The sequence below is a fragment of the Shewanella sp. MBTL60-007 genome, from assembly GCF_019654915.1.
In the GTDB taxonomy this organism is placed as follows: Bacteria; Pseudomonadota; Gammaproteobacteria; order Enterobacterales; family Shewanellaceae; genus Shewanella.
In genome coordinates, this window is the sequence record NZ_BPET01000008.1 from 17,037 (window position 1) to 38,808 (window position 21,772).

Annotated in this window: 11 protein-coding genes; 7 read left to right on the forward strand and 4 right to left on the reverse strand. The window is 45.2% G+C overall.

Features of this window, described 5'->3' with window-relative positions; all coding sequences use genetic code 11:
* The first annotated feature begins 58 nt into the window (after positions 1 to 58).
* From lpdA to K5Q92_RS04170, 3 genes are all read left to right on the forward strand, one after another.
* Positions 59 to 1,486 carry a dihydrolipoyl dehydrogenase gene (lpdA, locus tag K5Q92_RS04160; protein ID WP_220767795.1) on the forward strand — a complete coding sequence of 476 codons (1,428 nt, stop codon included), beginning with the start codon at positions 59 to 61 and terminating at the stop codon, positions 1,484 to 1,486.
* A 156-nt stretch (positions 1,487 to 1,642) separates the two neighbouring features.
* Complete coding sequence (locus K5Q92_RS04165) at positions 1,643 to 6,106, forward strand: EAL domain-containing protein (RefSeq protein ID WP_220767796.1); 4,464 nt, start codon at positions 1,643 to 1,645, stop codon at positions 6,104 to 6,106.
* Positions 6,107 to 6,186: 80 nt separating this feature from the next.
* A complete protein-coding gene (locus K5Q92_RS04170; RefSeq protein ID WP_220767797.1) occupies positions 6,187 to 8,403 on the forward strand; it encodes a patatin-like phospholipase family protein in 2,217 nt (738 codons plus the stop codon).
* A gap of 84 nt (positions 8,404 to 8,487) precedes the next feature.
* On the opposite strand, the gene hxpB is transcribed toward K5Q92_RS04170, so the two are convergent.
* Entirely contained in the window at positions 8,488 to 9,153 is a 666-nt protein-coding gene (gene hxpB / locus K5Q92_RS04175) for a hexitol phosphatase HxpB (RefSeq protein WP_220767798.1), read from the reverse strand.
* Between the two features lie 424 nt (positions 9,154 to 9,577).
* On the opposite strand from hxpB, the gene acnB reads away from it, so the two are divergent.
* Positions 9,578 to 12,175, forward strand: coding sequence for a bifunctional aconitate hydratase 2/2-methylisocitrate dehydratase (gene acnB / locus K5Q92_RS04180; RefSeq protein ID WP_220767799.1), 2,598 nt, complete (start codon positions 9,578 to 9,580; stop codon positions 12,173 to 12,175).
* Between the two features lie 135 nt (positions 12,176 to 12,310).
* Here acnB and rsd read toward each other — a convergent pair whose 3' ends face one another.
* Positions 12,311 to 12,778, reverse strand: coding sequence for a sigma D regulator (gene rsd / locus K5Q92_RS04185; RefSeq protein ID WP_220767800.1), 468 nt, complete (start codon positions 12,776 to 12,778; stop codon positions 12,311 to 12,313).
* 530 nt (positions 12,779 to 13,308) lie between these two features.
* On the opposite strand from rsd, the gene hemE reads away from it, so the two are divergent.
* The 3 genes from hemE to K5Q92_RS04200 all read left to right on the forward strand — a co-directional run bounded on the left by hemE (position 13,309) and on the right by K5Q92_RS04200 (position 18,194).
* On the forward strand, positions 13,309 to 14,373 hold the full coding sequence (gene hemE, locus K5Q92_RS04190) for a uroporphyrinogen decarboxylase (RefSeq protein ID WP_220767801.1): 1,065 nt from the start codon (positions 13,309 to 13,311) through the stop codon (positions 14,371 to 14,373).
* Between the two features lie 350 nt (positions 14,374 to 14,723).
* Positions 14,724 to 17,276, forward strand: a complete 2,553-nt coding sequence (locus tag K5Q92_RS04195; protein ID WP_220767802.1) for an EAL domain-containing protein — start codon at positions 14,724 to 14,726, stop codon at positions 17,274 to 17,276.
* 90 nt (positions 17,277 to 17,366) lie between these two features.
* Entirely contained in the window at positions 17,367 to 18,194 is an 828-nt protein-coding gene (locus tag K5Q92_RS04200; protein ID WP_220767803.1) for an SDR family oxidoreductase, read from the forward strand.
* A gap of 50 nt (positions 18,195 to 18,244) precedes the next feature.
* Here the strand turns inward: K5Q92_RS04200 and K5Q92_RS04205 are convergent, their stop codons facing one another.
* Both K5Q92_RS04205 and K5Q92_RS04210 read right to left on the reverse strand, forming a co-directional pair.
* Positions 18,245 to 18,463 (reverse strand): hypothetical protein, encoded by a 219-nt coding sequence (locus K5Q92_RS04205; RefSeq protein WP_220767804.1) that lies wholly within the window; start codon positions 18,461 to 18,463, stop codon positions 18,245 to 18,247.
* A 255-nt stretch (positions 18,464 to 18,718) separates the two neighbouring features.
* A complete protein-coding gene (locus K5Q92_RS04210; protein ID WP_220767805.1) occupies positions 18,719 to 21,709 on the reverse strand; it encodes a hypothetical protein in 2,991 nt (996 codons plus the stop codon).
* Positions 21,710 to 21,772 lie beyond the last annotated feature (63 nt).

Here is a 21,772-nt window from a genome sequence, read left to right on the forward strand (position 1 = left end):
AGTCGGTACTTATTGTTAAGTCGGTGCCATCAACGACATAAAAAGAATAGAGGAAAACATGAGTAACGAAATTAAAACTCAGGTAGTTGTACTAGGCGCTGGCCCTGCTGGCTATTCAGCTGCATTCCGTGCTGCAGATTTAGGTCTAGATACTGTTATCGTCGAACGTTTCAGCACGTTAGGCGGTGTATGTCTAAACGTTGGTTGTATCCCTTCTAAAGCTTTGCTTCACGTTTCTAAAGTCATTGAAGAAGCAAAAGCGGTTTCTAACCACGGTGTAGTTTTCAGTGAGCCACAGATTGATCTTGATAAGCTACGTGAATACAAGAAGTCGGTAATCGGTCAGCTAACTAACGGCTTAGGCGGAATGTCTAAGATGCGTAAGGTTGACGTGGTTAATGGTCTTGGTAAGTTCACTGGCCCTAACACGCTAGAAGTTCAAGGTGAAGACGGCGTTAAAGTTGTTCATTTTGAACAAGCAATTATTGCAGCGGGTTCTCGCCCAATTCAACTGCCATTTATTCCTCATGATGATCCTCGCGTATGGGATTCAACTGATGCACTTGAGCTTAAAGAAGTGCCTGGCAAGCTACTGGTTATGGGGGGCGGCATCATTGGTCTAGAGATGGGTACCGTTTACTCTTCTCTAGGTAGCGAAATCGACGTGGTTGAGATGTTTGACCAAGTGATCCCAGCTGCTGACAAAGACGTAGTTCGCGTTTACACCAAGAAGATCAAGAAGAAGTTCAACTTGATGCTTGAAACCAAAGTTACAGCAGTAGAAGCAAAAGAAGATGGCATCTACGTGACGATGGAAGGCAAGAAAGCGCCAACAGAGCCAGTGCGTTATGACGCGGTATTGGTTGCAATCGGCCGTGTACCAAACGGTAAGGGTCTAGACGCAGAGAAAGCTGGTGTTAACGTCGATGAGCGTGGCTTCATCAATGTTGATAAGCAGATGCGTACTAACGTACCAAACATCTTTGCAATCGGTGACATCGTGGGTCAACCAATGCTTGCACACAAAGGTGTGCATGAAGGTCATGTAGCTGCTGAGGTGATTTCAGGTCTTAAGCACTACTTCGATCCTAAAGTTATCCCATCAATCGCTTACACAGACCCAGAAGTGGCGTGGGTTGGTCTGACTGAGAAAGAAGCGAAAGAGCAAGGTGTTGCTTATGAAACTGCGACTTTCCCATGGGCTGCAAGTGGCCGCGCAATCGCCTCTGATTGTGCTGACGGTATGACTAAGCTTATTTTCGACAAAGAGACACATCGTGTTATTGGTGGTGCTATTGTCGGTGTTAACGGTGGTGAGCTATTAGGTGAAATTGGCCTTGCAATCGAAATGGGTTGTGACGCTGAAGACCTAGCACTAACGATTCATGCTCACCCAACGTTGCATGAGTCTGTTGGCCTAGCGGCTGAGATTTACGAAGGTTCAATCACTGATTTGCCAAACCCAAAGGCAAAGAAGAAAAAGTAAGCGGTTAAGATAAACTGCTTTTCATCTGAAAAAAGCGCTCTTTTGAGCGCTTTTTTATTGTCAGCTACTCGGACGAGCGCTATTTAGGTAATCAAAGGGTGAATCTCTGTTATCTAAATGCTACATTCAGGTTAATCTGAAAGAGCACTAAAGCAGATGAGAACAATAATTAAAAAAATTTGGCTTGGCTTTATTCTATTAATGGTTACTTGCGCCGTGCCTGCTATGGCTAACGGAGTGGTGCAGCGCGTATTGAGTGCAAGTGATGGACTCATCAATGGCACTGTGTGGGATATCTCTTTTGACGAGCATGGTTTTACCTGGTTGGCGACAGAAGAGGGGCTGTATCGAGTCAGCAGTAATAAAGTTCGTCGTATCGATAAGGTCGGCTTAAACTCAAAACTCTCCGATAGTGTGCTTTATCTCGCTCTGCCTCTAAGTAAGCAGCATATCCTTGTTAGTGGCGCCTATCGCATTTACCTATATGATATTTATACCAACGAATTTATCGAGTTTGGTAGCCCTGAGTTATTTCCTGAGTATCGCGGTAGCGGCATCGTATCTCAAATAGAAGATGCTAACGGTGACAGGATCTTTTTGACCTTTGACGGTGAGTTGCTTCGCTTCAATTATAAAAGCATGTTACTTGAACGGATAAACTTCCTTCCCAGTAATCCCGATCATCCATGGCGTATTATGTTACCCCTATCCGATCAGCGTCTGCTTATCGGCAAAGAGAAGCATTTAGAGGTACGAGATATTCACGGGGTCAGGTTGAGGGTGTTACCTTGGCCCGATGCTTGGGGAAAAATTAAGAGTGTTTTTCGTCATTCCAGTGGCCGAGCTTGGATAACTTCGAGTAAGGGGTTATTTGAGATCGATCAAGCCAGTTTAACAATAGAAAAAGTTGAACAGCTCCAGCACTACATCACGAGTATTGCCGAAGATAAGCAGGGGTTTCTCTGGCTTTCTACTCGGGCTGGATTGCTACGATGGTTTCCCGATGCCAAAAAAGGTGTGCTCTACGGTAATGAATTAAAGCTGAAATCTAATATGGATTATACCTACGACATCGCCGTCGATGAAACTGGCCTAATTTGGGTCGGTGGCAGCGGTGATGGAGTGGCTATCTTAGCTAACGATCCCGGCTTTATTCTTGATAAGTTCAGCAAAGCCACACCCTATCAGATGAAGGACGAGGTGATTTGGGCTATCTATACAGATGATGAACACCTTTGGTTTGGTACCGATGCAGGTTTGATCCTCGTGGATAAGCGAACTCAGGGATCCTATGTCATTAATCCTCATGGCATAAACCTAAACGATAGCATTTATAAAATCGACTCATTAGATGAAGACTACCTATTGCTCTCGAGTACCAATGGTTTATCTGTCGTAAATAAGAATACTTTCCATACCCAAAGCTTTGCCAGCTGGTCCGGTGGTAAAAGTTCGCTTGAATATAAAGTTGTTTACAATACTTACTTCGATCCTCTCATCAAGGGGCGTATCTGGTTCGCAACGAGTAGTGGGCTATTTTATTGGGAACAGGGTTTCCTTGAGCCTAAGTCGGTGCGCTTAGGCAGCGCCCTTAATAGTAATATAGCGGTTGAGATCGTCTCGATTACTCGAGATAGCAGCCAGCGCTTATGGTTAGGTGGTAATCATATTTTTGGCTACCTAGACTCACAGGAGACTTTTCATCCGGTATTGGAGCCATTAAGTTTTCGTCCCGGTGAACCCAATGTTCGATTCATTAAAGAGGTTAATCCCGGAGAGCTTTGGCTTGGCTTGGATGCGCAGGGACTCATCTCCTATGATGTGCAAACCGGTGCCCTTAGAAGCGTGACCGATGATTGGAAGGTTAAGTGTAGCGGCATCTATTTTATCGAGGATTTGGGGAATTACCGCTTAATTGGCTGCCCCCGCTCCATGATCCGACAAAACCTTATCGATGGGGAGATTATCACTGTCTTGCCACATGATGGCTGGATCAGTGATGAGCTAAATGAGGGGGCCTATTTTGCTGCTGACGAAGGGGTCTATCTCGGTACGCCTGATGGAGCAATGTTGCTCGATGTTGAGAAACTGGAAAATAGAACTGCTCATGACTCTGTGATCTTGGAGTCAGTAGAGATCTATTTTGAGGACCGCAGCGAACTCAATTTGATGCCACTGAATGACTATCATATTTTGCCGGGTGCACAATTGATCAGTTTTCAGCTATCCCGTAACAACTACCTTGATGAAAAGCCGATGCAACTCCAGTATCGCCTGCGTCGTAGCGGCCTTGATAAACAAGCCAGTTATATTTATCTCGATGGCAACTCGCAGCTGAATATTTCCGGTTTAGAGTCAGGTGCCTATGCACTTGATATCCTTAGCATGGATAATGAAATTTGGTCAGATACACCATTCTCCTATCGTTTTTATGTGGAAAAATTTTGGTGGCAGAGCTCATGGTTTAAAGGAATGCTACTTATCTGCTTATTGCTTGCAGCCCTTGGCGTTATTCTTATTCGTCAGCGCCAAGTGAAAGCATTTAAAGTCATGAACTCAGCACTGACTAATAGTGAAAATCGTTTAAAACAGGCGCTAAAAGGCAGTAACTCAGAGCTATGGGAATGGCAGCGAGAGGGGGAGCTGTTTCGCCTAGAAAACATTGCCGGATTGTTGAGTGCCGAAGAGCCGCAAGTATACCTAAGCCTGAAAGAGTTCCCCATTCATCAAGATGATGCAGCGGAAGTGATGGCGGCTTGGGAGGATATGCTACAGGAGCGTACCGATAGGTTTGAACTTGAGTATCGATACTGGCGCACAGACGGCAGTATGGGCTGGGTACGTGTAATGGGGCGTCCGGTGGAGCGCAGCCTGTCCACTGGAGTCATAGAGCGGGTTTCGGGGATCTACAGTGATATTACCGAACAGCGCAAGCTCAAAGACGATGTCTACTTATTGGCGCAAGCGTTTGAAAACACTTCAGAAGCCGTACTTATCTTTGATAGTAGTGAGAGAATTCAAGTTACCAATAAGTCGGCTCAAGATATGATTGGTTTAGCGCCAGATAACTTAATTGGCTTAGCATTCCTTGAGGTGTTACAAGTAGACGGAGTGAGTTCGAGTATCGCCAACTTATTACAGCAAGGGCTGAGTTGGACTGGTGAGTGTTTTGTGGATACCGGAGAGGGGCTCAATAGGCCCGTCTGGTTAAACGTTTCCTCGATTTTGAATACCCATGGTGACACCAGTCATTACGTGGCTGTGTTTTCAGATATTACCGAGCGAAAACGTACCGAGGCCGATCTTCGTCGTTTAGCCAATTACGATGTGCTGACGGGCTTGCCTAATCGTTCATTATTTTCGAGTAAACTTTCTCAATCCGTATATCAGGCTGAAAAGGATGGTACGAGTTTAGCGTTACTCTTCTTAGATTTAGATAGGTTTAAACATGTAAATGACTCCTATGGGCATAGTATGGGAGACGCCCTATTAGTTGAGGCATCTAATCGCTTACAGGCGCTAATCTCTGATGAAAATGTCTTGTGCCGCTTCGGTGGAGACGAGTTTGTTATTCTGCTTAGAGATGGCCCAAATATCGATGGGATAAACTACCTGTGTGAACAGTTACTCGCGAGTATTGAGCGGCCCTTTATGCTTTACGGTCGAGAGTTTTACATTTCAACCAGCATAGGTGTGAGTTTATGGCCAGAAGATGCGAAGCAGCCTGAGGCGTTAATTAAAAATGCGGACTTGGCTATGTATCATGCTAAGGAAGAGGGGCGTGGCCATTTTAAGTATTATTCCGAGGAGCGTAATGCAGAAGCACTTTATCACTTAAAGTTAGAAGCTGATCTGCGTAAGGCAATAGAGAGAAATCAGCTGGAGCTGCATTTTCAACCGCAAATTGATATTTTACAAAATGATAAGCTCGTTGGTGTGGAAGCCCTTCTGCGTTGGCGTCACCATAAAGAGGGCTTTATTCGAACTGACATCTTTATCAAAGTTGCTGAGGCGTGCGGACTTATTGTTGAGATAGATCGTTGGGTGATGCGAGAGGCATGCCTATACGGAGCACGTTGGGCGGAGCAACTATCAGAGCCTATCAAGGTTTCGGTTAATATCTCGGCACTACATTTTCGTCTTCCAGATTTTATTAGCGGTGTTCAGCAGATCATGGCTGAAACTGGCATGCCAAACTCTTCGCTCTCATTAGAGATCACCGAAGGGGTATTGATGAAAGAGCTCAAGGTCGCTAAGCAACATCTTAAAGCACTTAAAGAGATAGGTATCGATGTCGCAATTGATGATTTTGGTACGGGATATTCATCGCTTGCTTACTTACGACATTTTGAAGTTAACACTCTTAAGATTGATCGCTCTTTCTTGATTGATATCGCAACCAATAAAGCCGATCAGGCGATAGCAAGCAGTATTATTGAGCTCGCGAGAAACTTAAAGTTAGATGTCGTTGCTGAAGGCGTTGAAACCCATGAGCAACTCGAACATGTATTCAGTCGAGGGTGCTATGTGATTCAGGGCTATTACTTTGCTAAGCCCATGCCACTTGCAGCAATTGAAGAATATATGGGGCTAGAGCAAGAGTTAAGCCTAGAAGGTTAGCCGAAAAGTGCGCAATCTCTTGCGCATTGCCACTAAATAAAATACGTTAAGACACCAGTAGAAGAGCTAAATAAGTCATTATGATTAAAAGAGTTATTATTCTTTTTCTAGCGCTAGCTAGTTCGCAGTTTTCGTTTGCTGAAGATAGGCCAAAAATTGGTTTAGTTCTGAGTGGTGGCGGTGCTAAAGGCGCAGCGCATATTGGCGTGCTTAAGGTACTCGAAGAGAAAAAGATCCCCGTTGATTATATTGCTGGAACCAGTATCGGCGCCTATGTCGGGGGCATGTATGCCTTAGGTTATAGCGCGGCAGAAATTGAAGCCATCATGATGAATACCGATTGGAGTAAAGGTTATTCAGATACGATCCCACGAGAGTCATTAAGTTACCGAGATAAAGAGACTCGCGATAAGTTCAATATTCCAATAAATGTTGGCTACAGTGACGAGGAAGTGAAAACCCCTGCTGGTTTACTTCGAGGACAGACGATGTCGCTGTTGTTGCGTAGTTCTACAAACTTGGTGCATCAATTCGGTCATTTCGATGATCTTGCTATTCCATACCGTGCGGTTGCAACGAATCTCGTTACCAGTGAGCCAGTAGTTCTCAGCTCTGGCAGTGTTGTTGCTGCGATGCAGGCGTCAGCCTCGGTTCCCGGAGCCTTGCAGCCGGCGATCATTGACGGCAAGTTATTAGTGGATGGCGGGATCGCAAACAATATGCCCGTCGATGTGGTGAAGGCTATGGGCGCAGACATTATTATTGCTGTCGATATCGGCTCTCCCTTGGTTGGTAAGGATGAGCTTAATAGCACAGTTGCGGTACTGAATCAGCTTTCCACCATGCTTACTAATGCGAGTTCTGAAAGGCAAAAAGCCCTGCTTAGCGATCATGATATCTTGATTAGGCCAAACATCGGTGAGTTAAGCACCACAGATTTTAGCATCATGCCTATCGCGCTGCCGTTAGGTGAGATCGCTGCGCGGGAGCAAAGCGACAAGCTTGAGCAATACAGTGACGATGCTGGCGAGTACAAGCAATATTTGGCTCATAAAAAAGAAAAGAGTAGGCAGTGGCTAGCCGATATTGATAGGCCGTTACTTAAGATTATTTATGATAATGACTCTAAAGTGAGTGAAAGGCTTCTCGCAGACAATCTAGATCTCGATGTTGGAGAAGCAGTTACAGTAGAGGAGCTAGAGGCTGGTTTAAAGAGAATTTATGCCCTAGATAAGTTTGAGCGAGTTGATGCGGAGTTTTCCGATACGGAAGAGGGACGTGTACTTACCGTAACCACTAAGGCAAAGTCTTGGGGACCAAACTATTTTCAGCTCGGCTTTAGTTGGGAAGATGATTTTAGCTTAGACTCTGCTGTTTCGCTCGATGTGGCTTACACCATGACGGAGTTAACTGAGACCGGTGGAGAGTGGCGTAACGAGGTATCACTTGGTTACGACAAGTTATTAGCATCGGAGTTTTATCAACCGTTAGCAAGAGATCAGTCCTACTTTAGCCGTGCACGGGTTGAGTATGAACTCAAAGACTGGAGCTTTTTTGAAAATAACAGCCGAGTGTTGGAGTTAAAACAAACGGCTTATCGTACAGAGCTGGGGATTGGTGCCAACTACACCCAAAACGGTATGGTTGAAATCGGCATACTGGGCGAAATGGGCGATCTTGAAAATGACGTCTGGGGTTTTGGTAAGGTAGATTACACTGGCTATGGTGGCTACTTTAAATTTGCCTATGATGACTTAAACAGTATCAACTTCCCAACATCGGGCAATCGTTTTACCTTCAATGTGTATCTCAGAAAAGAGGGATATGAACTCGATGGTATCGGCGACTCTAATGACTTCTCGATGCAATATGAGGCCGATTGGCGCGGTGCGGTCGGTGTGGGGAATCATGCCTTTGTGGGGATAGCATCGTTGGCGACAGTCGATAAGGACGGTGCCTTTACTGTCAACGTTTCTGAATTAGGTGGCTTCTTGAATCTATCGGGTTACCACAAGAACGCCCTGTACGGTTCCCATAAAATTTTTGGTGCCTTTGTGTATCAGTATGACTTAGGTCGAGATGTACTGGGCATGACCGAATATCCGTTATATTTAGGTACCAGTATCGAGGCGGGTAACGTATGGAGCCAAAAAGATAGCGTGTCGTTAGATGACCTTATTTATGCCGGAAGCTTATACTTAGGAATTGATACCAGTGTTGGTCCGGCCGCCTTCGGTTTTGGTGCATCCGATGATGGAGAAAAAACCATATTCCTGTTTCTTGGAAAGAACTGGTAGGTTCAAGTTGATAAGATTTAAAGCCCATCGAAAGATGGGCTTTTTATTTTTCTACCTTGGCGTGAGTTAGGGGGAGCTCTTTGGCTAGCAATGCTTAGCCAAAAACTCTGCTAGCTCGGATAGGTTGTTAAGCCGATGATGTGCAATGACCCATTTGCTGAGTGCAGCATCTTTAGCTTCTGGAATCGCGATGGTTTGCATATTCGCTGCGCGAGCCGAGACTAATCCATTAAATGAATCTTCAATAGCCAAACAATAGATAGGATCAATATTTAGTGCCTGTGCGCAGCTTAAATATACTTCTGGGTGGGGTTTGCCATAAGCCAAGTGTTCGGCAGACTTGATGGCATCAAAATATTCTCTGATCTGCAGCCTGTTTAAAACAGCATTGATAATATCGCTAGAAGATGAGGTTGCAAGACCGACTTTTAGACCACGTTCTTGGCAGGCTTGGAGTGCTTTTATAACGCCTGCCATCGGTTCTCCATGTGTAGTGATATGGCTGACTACCCGATCGACAATGGCCTGCGCCGTTTGTTGGTTATCATAGTTATCCCAAGGAGAGCGGCTATACCAAAAGGCCACTACCTGATCAATTCTCAGCCCGGTTGTGAGAGCCATATCTTCCATGGAAACGTTTAAACCTAGCTCGGTTAATACCTTATGTTCGGCAATTTGCCATACTGGCTCGGAATCGATTAACACACCGTCCATGTCGAAAATTACGGCTTTTAGCGTTGCTGTACTCATAAGTATCCAATTATGTTCATTATAACTTTGGTGAATATTAGCTATGAAAATGGGCTTTTTCTTGAATAATACCTATATGATAGCACTATATTTAGGCCTGTTTTGACCAGAATTTTGAGTGTCGATTCTAGAAGTAAAGAGATTTAAATCTATGATTTATATAATTTAGATCAAACTTTCCCACTATGGTCTAGTTTTCTTTTTGAGCGAATAGTTCTACTGTATAGCTCGAGATGTCGATTGAGTGTTGTTTTAGTTTTGCTGAAGTGTGATCGGATTCATACTTTTGTAAAGCTGTAGTATAATAGCGCTCGAATGAAGGGTCGAGCCTGCCGAGCTGTCAGTTTCAATTTGAAGACGAGCAGTTTCGCTGTTATATCAATCTTAGATTGGTATTGAACGCCAAACAAAGAGGAATGTTGCCGTGCTAGAAGCATATCGTAAACACGTCGCAGAACGTGCTTCAGAGGGCGTAGTCCCTAAGCCATTAGATGCCCAACAAGTGGCACAACTAGTCGAATTGGTAAAAAATCCACCTGCAGGTGAAGAAGAGTTTATTCTCGATCTGCTTGAAAACCGTATCCCACCAGGTGTTGATGAAGCCGCATACGTTAAAGCTGGTTTCCTAGATGCAGTCGCAAAAGGCGAAGCGTCATCTTCTATCTTATCGTCTGAGCGCGCAGTTGAGCTGCTTGGTACTATGCAAGGTGGTTATAACATTGAGCCATTGATCGCTCAGTTAGATAACGACGCGCAAGCACCGCTTGCAGTAAAAGCCTTATCTCACACTCTACTTATGTTCGATGCGTATCATGACGTTGTCGAAAAAATGCAGGCGGGTAACGACTTTGCTAAGCAGGTTGTTCACTCTTGGGCAGACGCTGAATGGTTCCTTTCTCGTCCTAAGCTTGCAGAAAAGATCTCATTAACCGTATTTAAAGTATCGGGCGAAACCAATACCGATGACTTATCTCCGGCACCAGATGCTTGGTCACGTCCTGATATCCCACTGCATGCGCTAGCTATGCTTAAAAATGCGCGTGACGGTATCGTTCCTGATGAAGCAGGTGTTATCGGTCCAATCAAAGAGATTGAATCACTTAAGACTAAAGGTTTCCCACTGGTTTATGTGGGTGACGTTGTCGGTACAGGTTCTTCGCGTAAGTCAGCGACTAACTCAGTATTGTGGTTCATGGGCGATGATATCCCGAATGTGCCAAACAAGCGTGCAGGTGGTTTCTGTTTGGGTGGCAAGATTGCACCTATCTTCTTCAACACCATGGAAGATGCTGGCGCACTGCCAATCGAACTAGATGTAAGCAAGATGGAGATGGGCGATGTAATCGACATCTATCCATATGAAGGCATTGTTAAGCGCCATGATACTGATGAAGTGATTTCACAGTTCTCGCTGAAAACCGATGTGTTGATGGATGAGGTTCGCGCTGGTGGCCGTATTCCACTTATTATTGGTCGTGGTCTAACAGACCGCGCTCGTGAAACATTAGGTCTTGAGGCCTCTACTGAATTTGTACGCCCACAAGATGTGGCGGACACTGGTAAGGGCTATACCCTTGCGCAGAAGATGGTAGGTAAGGCATGTGGCGTTACAGGTATTCGTCCTGGCCAATATTGTGAGCCTAAGATGACCTCTGTGGGTTCACAAGATACAACAGGCCCTATGACTCGTGATGAGCTTAAAGATCTGGCTTGTCTTGGTTTCAGCGCCGATTTAACCATGCAGTCTTTCTGTCACACAGCGGCTTATCCAAAGCCAGTTGACGTGAACACGCACCATACACTGCCAGATTTCATCATGAATCGTGGTGGTGTTGCGCTACGTCCAGGTGATGGTGTTATCCACTCTTGGTTAAACCGTATGTTACTGCCTGATACTGTAGGTACAGGCGGCGACTCGCATACACGTTTCCCTATCGGTATTTCATTCCCTGCAGGTTCTGGCCTTGTCGCTTTTGCTGCTGCAACTGGAGTGATGCCGCTGGATATGCCTGAATCGATCTTAGTGCGCTTTAAAGGTGAAATGCAGCCAGGTATCACGCTACGTGACTTGGTACATGCGATTCCACATAAAGCGATTGAGATGGGTCTACTCACGGTAGAGAAGAAAGGTAAGATCAACGCTTTCTCTGGTCGTGTACTTGAGATTGAAGGTCTTGAGCAGCTAAAAGTTGAGCAGGCATTTGAGCTTTCAGATGCATCGGCTGAGCGTAGTGCTGCTGGCTGTACCATCAAGCTAGGCAAAGAGCCAATCATCGAATACCTAAACTCAAACATCGTTATGCTTAAGTGGATGATTGCCGAAGGTTACGGCGATCGTCGCACCATTGAGCGTCGTATTACCGCGATGCAAGAGTGGTTAGCGAACCCTGAGCTAATGGAAGCGGATAGCGATGCTGAATACGCTGAAGTTATCGAGATCGATCTTAATGAAATCAAAGAGCCAATTCTTTGTGCACCGAATGATCCTGATGATGCGATTCTACTTTCATCTGTGGTAAATACTAAGATCGATGAAGTGTTCGTTGGTTCTTGTATGACGAACATTGGTCACTTCCGTGCAACGGGTAAGATGCTAGATAAGTTTGCATCGACTCTACCAACACGCTTGTGGATTGCGCCGCCAACTAAGATGGATCGCGATCAGTTAACTGAAGAAGGCTATTACGCTATCTTTGGTCGTGTTGGTGCGCGTATCGAGATCCCTGGCTGTTCACTGTGTATGGGTAACCAGGCACGTGTTGCTGAAGGTGCTACGGTGGTTTCAACTTCTACTCGTAACTTCCCGAACCGCCTTGGTACTGGTGCCAATGTTTACTTGGCATCAGCCGAGCTTGCGGCAGTGGCAGCACTTCTTGGTCGTTTGCCATCTCCTGATGAGTATCAGACATACGCGAAAGAGTTAGATGCGACAGCAGCTGACACTTACCGTTACTTGAACTTCGATCAGATAGCATCGTACACGGCAAAAGCCGACGAAGTGATCTTCCAGTCGGCTGTTTAAGCTAGATTGGAGCACTAAAAAGGCCAGCTAATCAGCTGGCCTTTTTGTTGGTTCATTTTACTCTTTGCTAGAACCTAGAACCTAGAACCTAGAACCTAGAACCTAGAACCTAGAACCTAGAACCTTCTTTAAGTCCTAAGAATGCTTGGTATGCAGTACTTCTAACAGTTTATCTTCAAGCTCGAAGCGTGTTTCCATTGCATGCCCAAGGGATGATAGATCTTTATCTAGATGAAATAGCACCTGTTCATCTTCGGCTTCGGTGTATTTGTCATTGAAGTCTAAGGCGGTATCTGTGGTGGCGCTGATCTGTGGCACGAGTTGTTGGGCTAGCGCTTGGCTCTCAGAGCCATGTTTTTCACAGGCGGTAACGACTTGGTTGTAGATCTCAAAGTGACCCTCTGACACATAATCCATTAATTGGTCACAAAACTGTTTCACTGAGTCAAAGGCGGGTAGTGATTTTTCGGTTTCTTCATATGGCGGGATCCCTGCTATTTGGCAATAGTTAATAAGTAGGTTGCGCCGATTATTTAACCATTGATCTATAAGAGTATTTGAGCCGCCCCATTTTTGTTCGGCTTTCTCTAGCTTTCTTAGCATGATCTTCCCCGTTAAAAATCCATCTCTGTATCTCTAATGTAGGGGAAAAATGTGGTTTTGATCAACCATTATTGATGGATTTATGAGGATTTAGCGAATGGACATACCAGCGGGAGGTTTGTGAACAAAGTGCTAAAAAATAAAATGCCCAGCGATAGAAATCTATCGCTGGGCGAGTAAAGTTCTTGCGGGCTCGATGCGACGAGCTTCTTGATTGTTCTTGCTAGCGCAGACTTTTTATACCAAAGCTAACACCTTGGTGCAACTTTTTTCTGTCACATTGCGAGCCGTACAGCTTAGGTTAAGCTAAGTTGTGAATCTATTTCACGTTTTACTCTAAAGCTGTGAACTGTAGTAAAGAGAGAGAAAATACAGCCGTGAATCAGTTCAATAATGTTAACTACCTCCGAGTTGGTGGAATTTGTCGCGTTACTTGTCACATTATTTTACGGATTCGGGTTACTTTATTAACGTAAATGCTAAACTATCGCCCCAAGCGGATATCACTATAAGTTTAGGAATCAAGCCAAATGGCAGAATTAAAGAATGATCGTTATTTACGTGCGTTATTAAAACAGCCTGTCGACAGAACTCCTGTCTGGATGATGCGTCAAGCAGGTCGTTATCTTCCAGAATATAAAGCAACCCGCGCAGAAGCTGGAGACTTCATGTCTCTTTGTAAGAACCAAGACTTAGCTTGCGAAGTGACTCTTCAGCCCCTACGTCGCTATGATTTAGATGCAGCTATCTTGTTCTCAGACATTCTAACTGTTCCAGATGCTATGGGCTTAGGCCTATATTTCGAAGCTGGCGAAGGCCCACGTTTCGAGCGTCCTACAGATACTATCGACTCAATTAAAAAGCTTTGCATCCCTGATCCTGAAGATGAGCTAGGCTACGTAATGCGTGCAGTAAGCACTATTCGTCGTGAGCTAAAAGGTGAAGTGCCACTAATCGGTTTCTCTGGTTCACCTTGGACCCTAGCGACTTACATGGTTGAGGGTGGATCTAGCAAGGCGTTTGAAAAGATTAAGAAGATGGCTTACGAAGAGCCTGCAACTCTGCACATGCTTCTAGACAAGCTAGCTGACTCTGTGACGCTATACCTGAACGCTCAGGTTGCTAACGGCGCACAATCACTAATGATTTTCGATTCATGGGGTGGCGCGCTTTCTCACCACGCATACCGTGAGTTCTCTCTACGTTACATGCAGAAAATCGTTGATGGCCTAACTCGTCATGCTGACGGTCGTCAGGTTCCAGTAACACTGTTCACTAAAGGTGGCGGACTATGGCTTGAGTCTATGGCTGAAACTGGCTGTGATGCACTAGGCCTAGACTGGACTGTTGATATCGGTGATGCACGTCGCCGTGTTGGCCATAAAGTGGCACTGCAGGGCAACATGGACCCATCTGTACTTTATGCTTCTCCAGAGCGTATTCATCAAGAAGTGGAGCAAATTCTTGCTTCTTACGGTGAAGGCACTGGTCATGTATTTAACTTGGGTCATGGTATTCACCAGCACGTTAATCCAGAGCATGCTGGCTCGTTTATCAACTCAGTACATGAGCTATCGGCTAAGTACCACAAGTAATCAATTAGCATAAACGCTGATTTACTATTGATTAGTATAAATAAAGGCTCAGTTTACTGAGCCTTTATTGTTTCTGCTATTTGGCACTTAGTAAGCCTATCTTTAATCCCCAATTGTTATTGCTCTTTCTGCTCAAATTCATCATTGAAACTAAGCCTTAAGCATCACTCATTATTCGTTAATGCTGCCGAATATCAGATTCGGTAATTATTATTAACTCGTTGATGTTTTTATCAACGACCGTTGCACATACTGGTGTTATCTGTGCCAAAAATGGGGTACTTTGCTAGCGCAAACCGAGTAGTAGCCAGAGTTGCTGGCTGGTTTTGAATTAGAGACGTTATTTTTAGATGAAAATTGGCAAGAAAGTTGTCTTAGTGATCTTTGGGATTTTCATCCCCCTCCTCGCTGCTAGCTGTTTGGCTGGAATTGCACACTTATATACCGGGATCGATACGATTCGAGGCTATATCATAGAAAGAGAGCTTGAGAGTATTCAATCACAGCTGAATAAAGATCTTGAGTCGTTTCAACTGGTATTTCATAACAACCCACTCTACTCACAACAAGGCCTGCCGAGCCTATTAGGCAGCGATGGCAGCTTGTTGAGAGACACTCAGTTACTGGGGATTACAGGGCGGAAGTTGACCTACCTTAGAGTGCAAGGTGACGATAAATTTGCTCCACCGCCAGAGTTGTTAGCGAGTCAGCGGGAGAAAACCGGCGTATATCTTGATAGCCAGCAGCAGAGTTACTTAATTAGTCTGCAGGGGCAGCTCCATGGAGAGCGTTTGCTCTTAGTTCGTCGATTGACGAATGATTATCTCTTGAGCCTTGCTGAGAAGGGGATGATAACCAAGGCTGAAATTCAAACTGGCGTCGTGGCCACAGAGCACTTGTTTATGGACGATACGGTGACGGCTCAGCTTAAGCTCCCCTCAATCATTGAGCATACTCCGCTTCATCTCTCTATCAGTTTTTCTAATCACTTTTTCTCCCAGATAGCGATGAAATACACTTTGCTAGCATTAGGGCTGTTGGGCTTTGTGGTTGCACTGCAATTCGCACTGTATTTCTGGTTGCGACAGGCACTTATCAAGCCATTTAATAAGCTTGTTACTCAATGCTCAAGCCTCAATGTTGGCTCTAAGACATGCCAACTAATCGATAGCGCCGCTGGCACTGAATTAGCGTCGTTAACAACAAACATTAATGGGTTATTGTCGGCTCTCTATCGTCAGCAAAGTCACTCCCAACTTGTCTTAGACAACACTTCTGAAGTCGTTATCTTTACCGATACGCTAGCCAAGGTCAGTTATATCAATCCTTATGCTGAGCGTATGCTGGCGCTTAAGAATGAACAGGTGCAGGGGAGCAGTCTTGAACAGCTGTTATGCTGTAATCTTGGAGTCACCGTTAAGGTCGTGGCTTTTATACAAGAGGCTGATAAAACTTCTGCTCCGCTCTTATTGCGTCTAAATAGAGCCACTCCTATGTTGGTCAACGGCAGCTTAACTCATCTACGTTGTCATGCAGGGAAAGTCATAGGGGCGGCAATAGTCTTGCGAGACATCACCCAGCAAGCTTTGCTAAAGCGTCAGTTACAGAGATGTGTCGATTTTGACCCTATCACTGGCTTAGTCACTAGAAGCGTTTTCGGGACTCGCTTAGTGAGCTATGCGCAGCAATCAAAGTCTCTGGCTGTTATCTATTTTGATTTAGAGCAATTTAAGTTAATCAATGATTCTTGTGGTCATAATGCGGGCGATGAGATGCTCAAAAAGGTGGCAAAAGCGATAAATTCTTGCCTATTGAATAATGAGTTGCTGGGGCGCTTGGGCGGTGACGAATTTGCCTTAGCGATAAAGGATCGCAGCGCGCTTGAGGTTGCTAAGTTATCTAAAAGTATTATCGCGAGCGTGAACGCTCAGATGTTGCTTCATGATGATACAGCTTATCGTGTAGGTGTCAGCGTTGGTATCGCCTTGGCGGGCAACAAGGCAAATGAAGACGTGCGAGAGTTGCTTAAGGATGCAGAAATTGCTTGCCACTCTGCTAAACAAAAAGGCAGTAATCAAGTACAGTTTTTTGATGGCCGCGATAAAGATCTTAACCTGCTGCGTAATGCGCCTAAGTGGGCGGTTAGAATTGTGCAGGCGATAGAGCATAATGAATTGATCCTCTACTATCAAAAAATCAAACGTATCTCCTCCCATAGTCATCGTCAGCGTCTGGAGATCTTGTTACGGATCCAAGAATCTGATGGACGATTGCTACCGCCAGCGCAATTTATTACCGCCGCCGAGCGCTTTAAGTTGATAGTAGAGGTGGATAAAGAGGTCATCAGAAAAGCCTTCTTGTGGTTATCGTTAAATGAACACCTGTGGCATGATCACTGCCTCTCGATAAACTTGTCTGGTAATAGTCTTGGTGCCGAAGGGATCGCAGATTTCATCCTGCGTCAGCAAACCCGCTTTGGTATTCCAAGCGTCTGTATTTGTTTTGAAATTACCGAGACCAGTGCCATCCAAAATCGCAGTCGCGCGATGAAGATGTTATTAGGCCTGCGTAAGCGCGGTTTCGCCTTTGCCCTAGACGACTTTGGTAGCGGCTTTGCGTCCTATGGTTACCTAAAAGAGATGCCAGTCGATTATGTGAAAATCGATGGTTGCTTCGTGAAAAACCTAGCCAGTAATGCTAAAGATTATGCCATCGTTAAGTCGGTTAATGATGTCTGCCGAGTGATGGGGATCGAGACAGTGGCTGAGTTTGTGGAAAACCAAGAGATCATGGATAAGCTTGAGATCATCGGAGTTAACTATGCTCAAGGCTATGCCATCGGCCGCCCTAAGCCGCTCGCGTCATATCAAGCTGAAATCACTCCAGAGATACTCATCGCCTAAGGCTTGTTGAACTCAATTTGCGCTTTGGGTATATATGTGTGAGCTTTAACGACCAGACATAAAAACAGCTTGGTAGTGGTTCGCTAATATATGGATATTTTAAAGGGCAAATTTAAAGATAGCTTTAAAGAAAAAGTCATTATCATCACTGGTGCATCTGAAGGCATTGGCCGAGCCTTAGCTTTGGCGCTTGCACCTCAAGGATGCAAGCTGGTGGTCAGTGCTCGCAACCTCGAACGGTTAAACTCTTTAGCCCAAGAGTTATCTTCGCTTGGTTATAAGCCGTTAGTGCATGTGGCAGATGTATCGGAACAAGCTCAATGCCAAGGCTTAATCCAAGCTTGTATTGCTGAGTTTGGTCAGCTAGATATCTTAGTTAATAATGCTGGCATGACTATGTGGTCACGTTTCGATGAGCTTGAAGACTTAACTGTGTTATCGAAAATCATGCAGGTTAACTATCTCGGGTCTGCTTATCTTACCCATGCCGCCATTCCCTATCTTAAACAGAGCCAAGGTCAAGTCGTGGCCGTCGCCTCGCTCACTGGCATGACAGGGGTACCCGCACGTTCAGGTTATGCGGCATCTAAACATGCCGTAATCGGTTTTTTTGATTCCCTGCGGATTGAGCTTAGTGATTATAAGGTTGCAGTGACGGTGATCTGTCCCGACTTTGTGGTGACGCAGACTCATAAGCGCGCATTAGATGCAAAAGGAAAAGCTTTGGGTGATACGCCAATGCAGGAAGCGAAAATCATGACCGCTGAGCAGTGCGCGCAGATGATGTTACCCGCCATTGCGAGTAGGAAGCGTCTGTTAATCACCTCTTTCAGGGGAAGGGTAGGACGTTTCATTAAAGTTATCGCCCCAGGGCTTATCGATAAGATTGCACGCAGGGCGATAGAGGCGGGTCGCTGACTTGCGACCCTTGGTAAGCGAACGTTTAGCTTATCTAACCTGAGTACAGGTTACTTGTTTAGGTGTTTAACGATTGCTTCTGCCGCTTCGGCTTTGGTTGCTTTTTCGGCTGAAGGTTCAATATGAGCGGTGGCGTTATGACCCGTCATATCTTCGGCAATATGCAGCCAGTCGGGATGCCAATAAAATGAGGAGCCTGAGAGGGTATCCCAATTATGAACACCTGATGTTTCGCCCTGATAGATAAGATCGCCAACTGAATATTTCATGGTTAACCCCTGATATTTAAGTTTAATTTTTTAAAACTTTTTAGCACATATCACCCATTTCTAACCAATGAGCCTAGTTGCTGTTTGGTTTAGAATGCGCTTTCAAACAATGAACTTGTGTTAACTAGATCACAAAATGGCTATTCGCTTGATGGTAGCGACAGCTGGTCAGTGAAATCCAGTTAGCGAGATCCAGAGAGGTTGCTAGTCAATGCCGTCATCAAAAAGCCCAGAATTAACTGGGCTTGTGGATAGCTAATGGTTTGTTAGATTAAGGTTGATTAACCACCAAGCCCTAGCTTGAATATCTCCAGCTTCAATGATTCCGCCACTACGATGAGGTTTGGCAAAGTGTACCAGTACAATCGGTGAGCTTGTCTGGTAGCGACCAGACTCTGTGAACCAAGCATTAAAAGCATCTTCTTTGTTGAGGCTAACCGTCACTTCAGAGCTAATAGGTTGGCTCAGGCCTGGGCAGGTATGAATTGTTTTCGAGGTGATAGGGTAAGCAACTTGGCTACCATCACTGCAATGACTGGTATTTTGCAGTCTTAACGTCACTAAGGTGCAGTCCTTTATATTGATAGGATCTTTACAGACTTGAGCGACCATGGTTGAGTAGCCACCGCTATGTTCTTCGCCGGGCTGATTGGTTAATTCGCCTCTAGCACCAAAGGCAGTGAAATAGGAAACTTCATTGGCGGCGATCTCTACAGGAGAGACTATTTGCTGGTCTGAACCATTGAAATCGACACTGGCTTCTTCACCTAACCCCGCCTCGATTTCTGAGATAAACAGTTTATAGGTAGCCGATGAAGACTGATAATTTTGTCCACCATCGTCAGTTACTGTGACACCGAAGTAGTTATTCTCTCGAGACTTAGGGTAGGTGTGTACCGTGATCTCACCATTGGGCGCTAACTCGGCAAGTTCTGGAGAGACGACAGTTTCAAGCTCATAGCTCAGCTTACCGAACTGACTCCTTGTAGCCGGAGCTTTAATTACACGGTCAGGGTAAAACGCGACGTTTAGAGTATTGGTCTCTAAGGTTAGACCGGGATGCTTGGCCTTTTCAATATTCACATTGAACTGACGCACGGTACGTTCGAAGTTTCGACTTTCCTCTATCACGCTGACCTTAGCAATCCCGGCACCATTAATTGATAGCACACCACTTACTGGATCTATGATGGCAATGTGGCTGGTTTGTAGGTCACTGTAATAGCTAATTTCACTGTCTACTCCTCGTCCGGTTATTGTTGGAGACGCAAGTGTCGCTCCATCGGAAAATTGTGTATTGAGTAGTGCTGTTGAAAGTTCGAGTTTGGTATTTTCCGCTGCTTTATCGATAACAACGGTAAATTCGGCCTTTTGAGAAATATGCCCGGCATCGCCTTTATCCGTCACTATGAAGGTTGCTGAGCCGGCATTATTGATGGTGAAGGTGCGTGGGGCCTCATTAATTGTGATGACATCATTTTGGCCGTGTTTAAATTGCCATTCTAATTCGCCAATACTGCCTGAAATAGGGATATCAAGCGTTCTTCCTGCTGAGTAGCTTGTACGAACCGGAGCAATAGATAGGGTGCCATACAGGGGAGAGACATCGACATAAAAACGCTCTGAAGCAGGAGCGAAATAGTCATTTCCCGAATCAACCGCTGTTAACCAGCCCCGACCTGCGCCGATTATCCTAATCACATCTGTCTCGGCATCTTGCTTGAATACAGCATCACCATCATCGATGCTAAAGCTCACATCACCTTTGCTATTTAACACAATAGGGCTGAAGACGGCACTTTTTGCATAGTCGATGCGGGTGTTGGTTAAAATCAATTCGTTGTTGATCTGTTTATCTATGGTGACGGTGAATTTTTTCTGTTGGCTAACCCAAAACTCTCCACCATCATCGCTGACGATGACTTCCACTATGCCAGGTTTTAACACTGTCATCGCACCAGTTTTTGCATCAATCGCTATGATATCTGTAGGGCTGTCATTGGCCAAGGTATAGGCTAATTCTCCATGGCCACCTATCACTTGAGGCTGAATGACTTGGTTCTCTTGATAGCGGGTCTGAATATCTAAACTGTCTAAAGAGTCAGAATCGATCCGTATAACCTCTACATTGATTGAGAGGCTTTCGGGTAGGAAGTTCTTGTTACCTGTATCGTTAATAGTGACTTGTGTTTGTCCTATTCCGACAAAGCTAAAATAGCCTTTTTCTTCATCAATAATATCGATGACTTGGGAGGGCGCGTTCTCAGAGAGGCTAAAAGAGAGCTTCCCTTTAGAGCCGATTACCTGAATTGTTTGTTGGGCATCCTGATCATAAGTGGTCGTAAGATCTGCGGCTTGTAATGCAAGGTTTTTGGCACGGTTGATCTGCACTTTAAAAATTTGAGGCGCAACTATGTCGTGATGCTGTGGGGCATTTTGTATTACTTGAACCTCAGTTTCGCCAGCACCAATGACAAGCATCTCACCGCTGCCTTCATCTATCTGCACTACATCAGTATTCGCACCATTGACTAGAGCGTAATGAATGCTCTGCGTTGGCGTTCCGCTGTACACTGGGAGCAGTTTTGCCCCCAATAGAAAAGGTTTATCTATTACATCACTAAATCGAGCAAACTCGGTTTGAGCCGTCTCTATTGTGATTTTAAATTGCTGGGTATCTGCTTGATAGTTGCGGCCACCATCATCGGTGACGTCAATAAGTACACTGCCGCTGCCCCAAATAAGGAACTCTCCACCACGTTCAATCAGCACTACTTGGTCGCTCTGGTCTGAGGCAAGCTCATATTCTACCTTACCAAGCGCACCATTTACGTTGGCTTGATGGCGTGTACCGGCTTGGTAGGGCAGGCTGAGGTCATTGGTAACAAGAGGGAGGCGGGGCGCTTTTTCGATAGTAACGGTGAAGTGGGTGCTAGCTGAGAGGTATTGCTCGTTACCTGGATCGGTTGCGATGAGTTCGGTGCGACCCGCGTTGAGTATTGTCAGGCTACGCTTATCTGCTGAGATCTGTACCACGTCATCTGCCGCGCTATCAGCTAGGCGATAACTGATGCTGCCTAACGCGCCCTCGATATTTGGGGTGATAGCGATGTTTGGTGAAAACTGCTGTTTGATATCAGCGGCTTTCAATATTGGGTGAGTTTCTTTCTGTGGTTCTGTTGAATCAGACTCTCCACTTCCACATGCGGTAAGTAAGAACAGCAACAACAGACTTAGGTACTTCATAACGCCTCCAGCTTAAAATTGAAGCGGGAGTATACGGGTGTGATAAATGTGCTGCAATTGGGT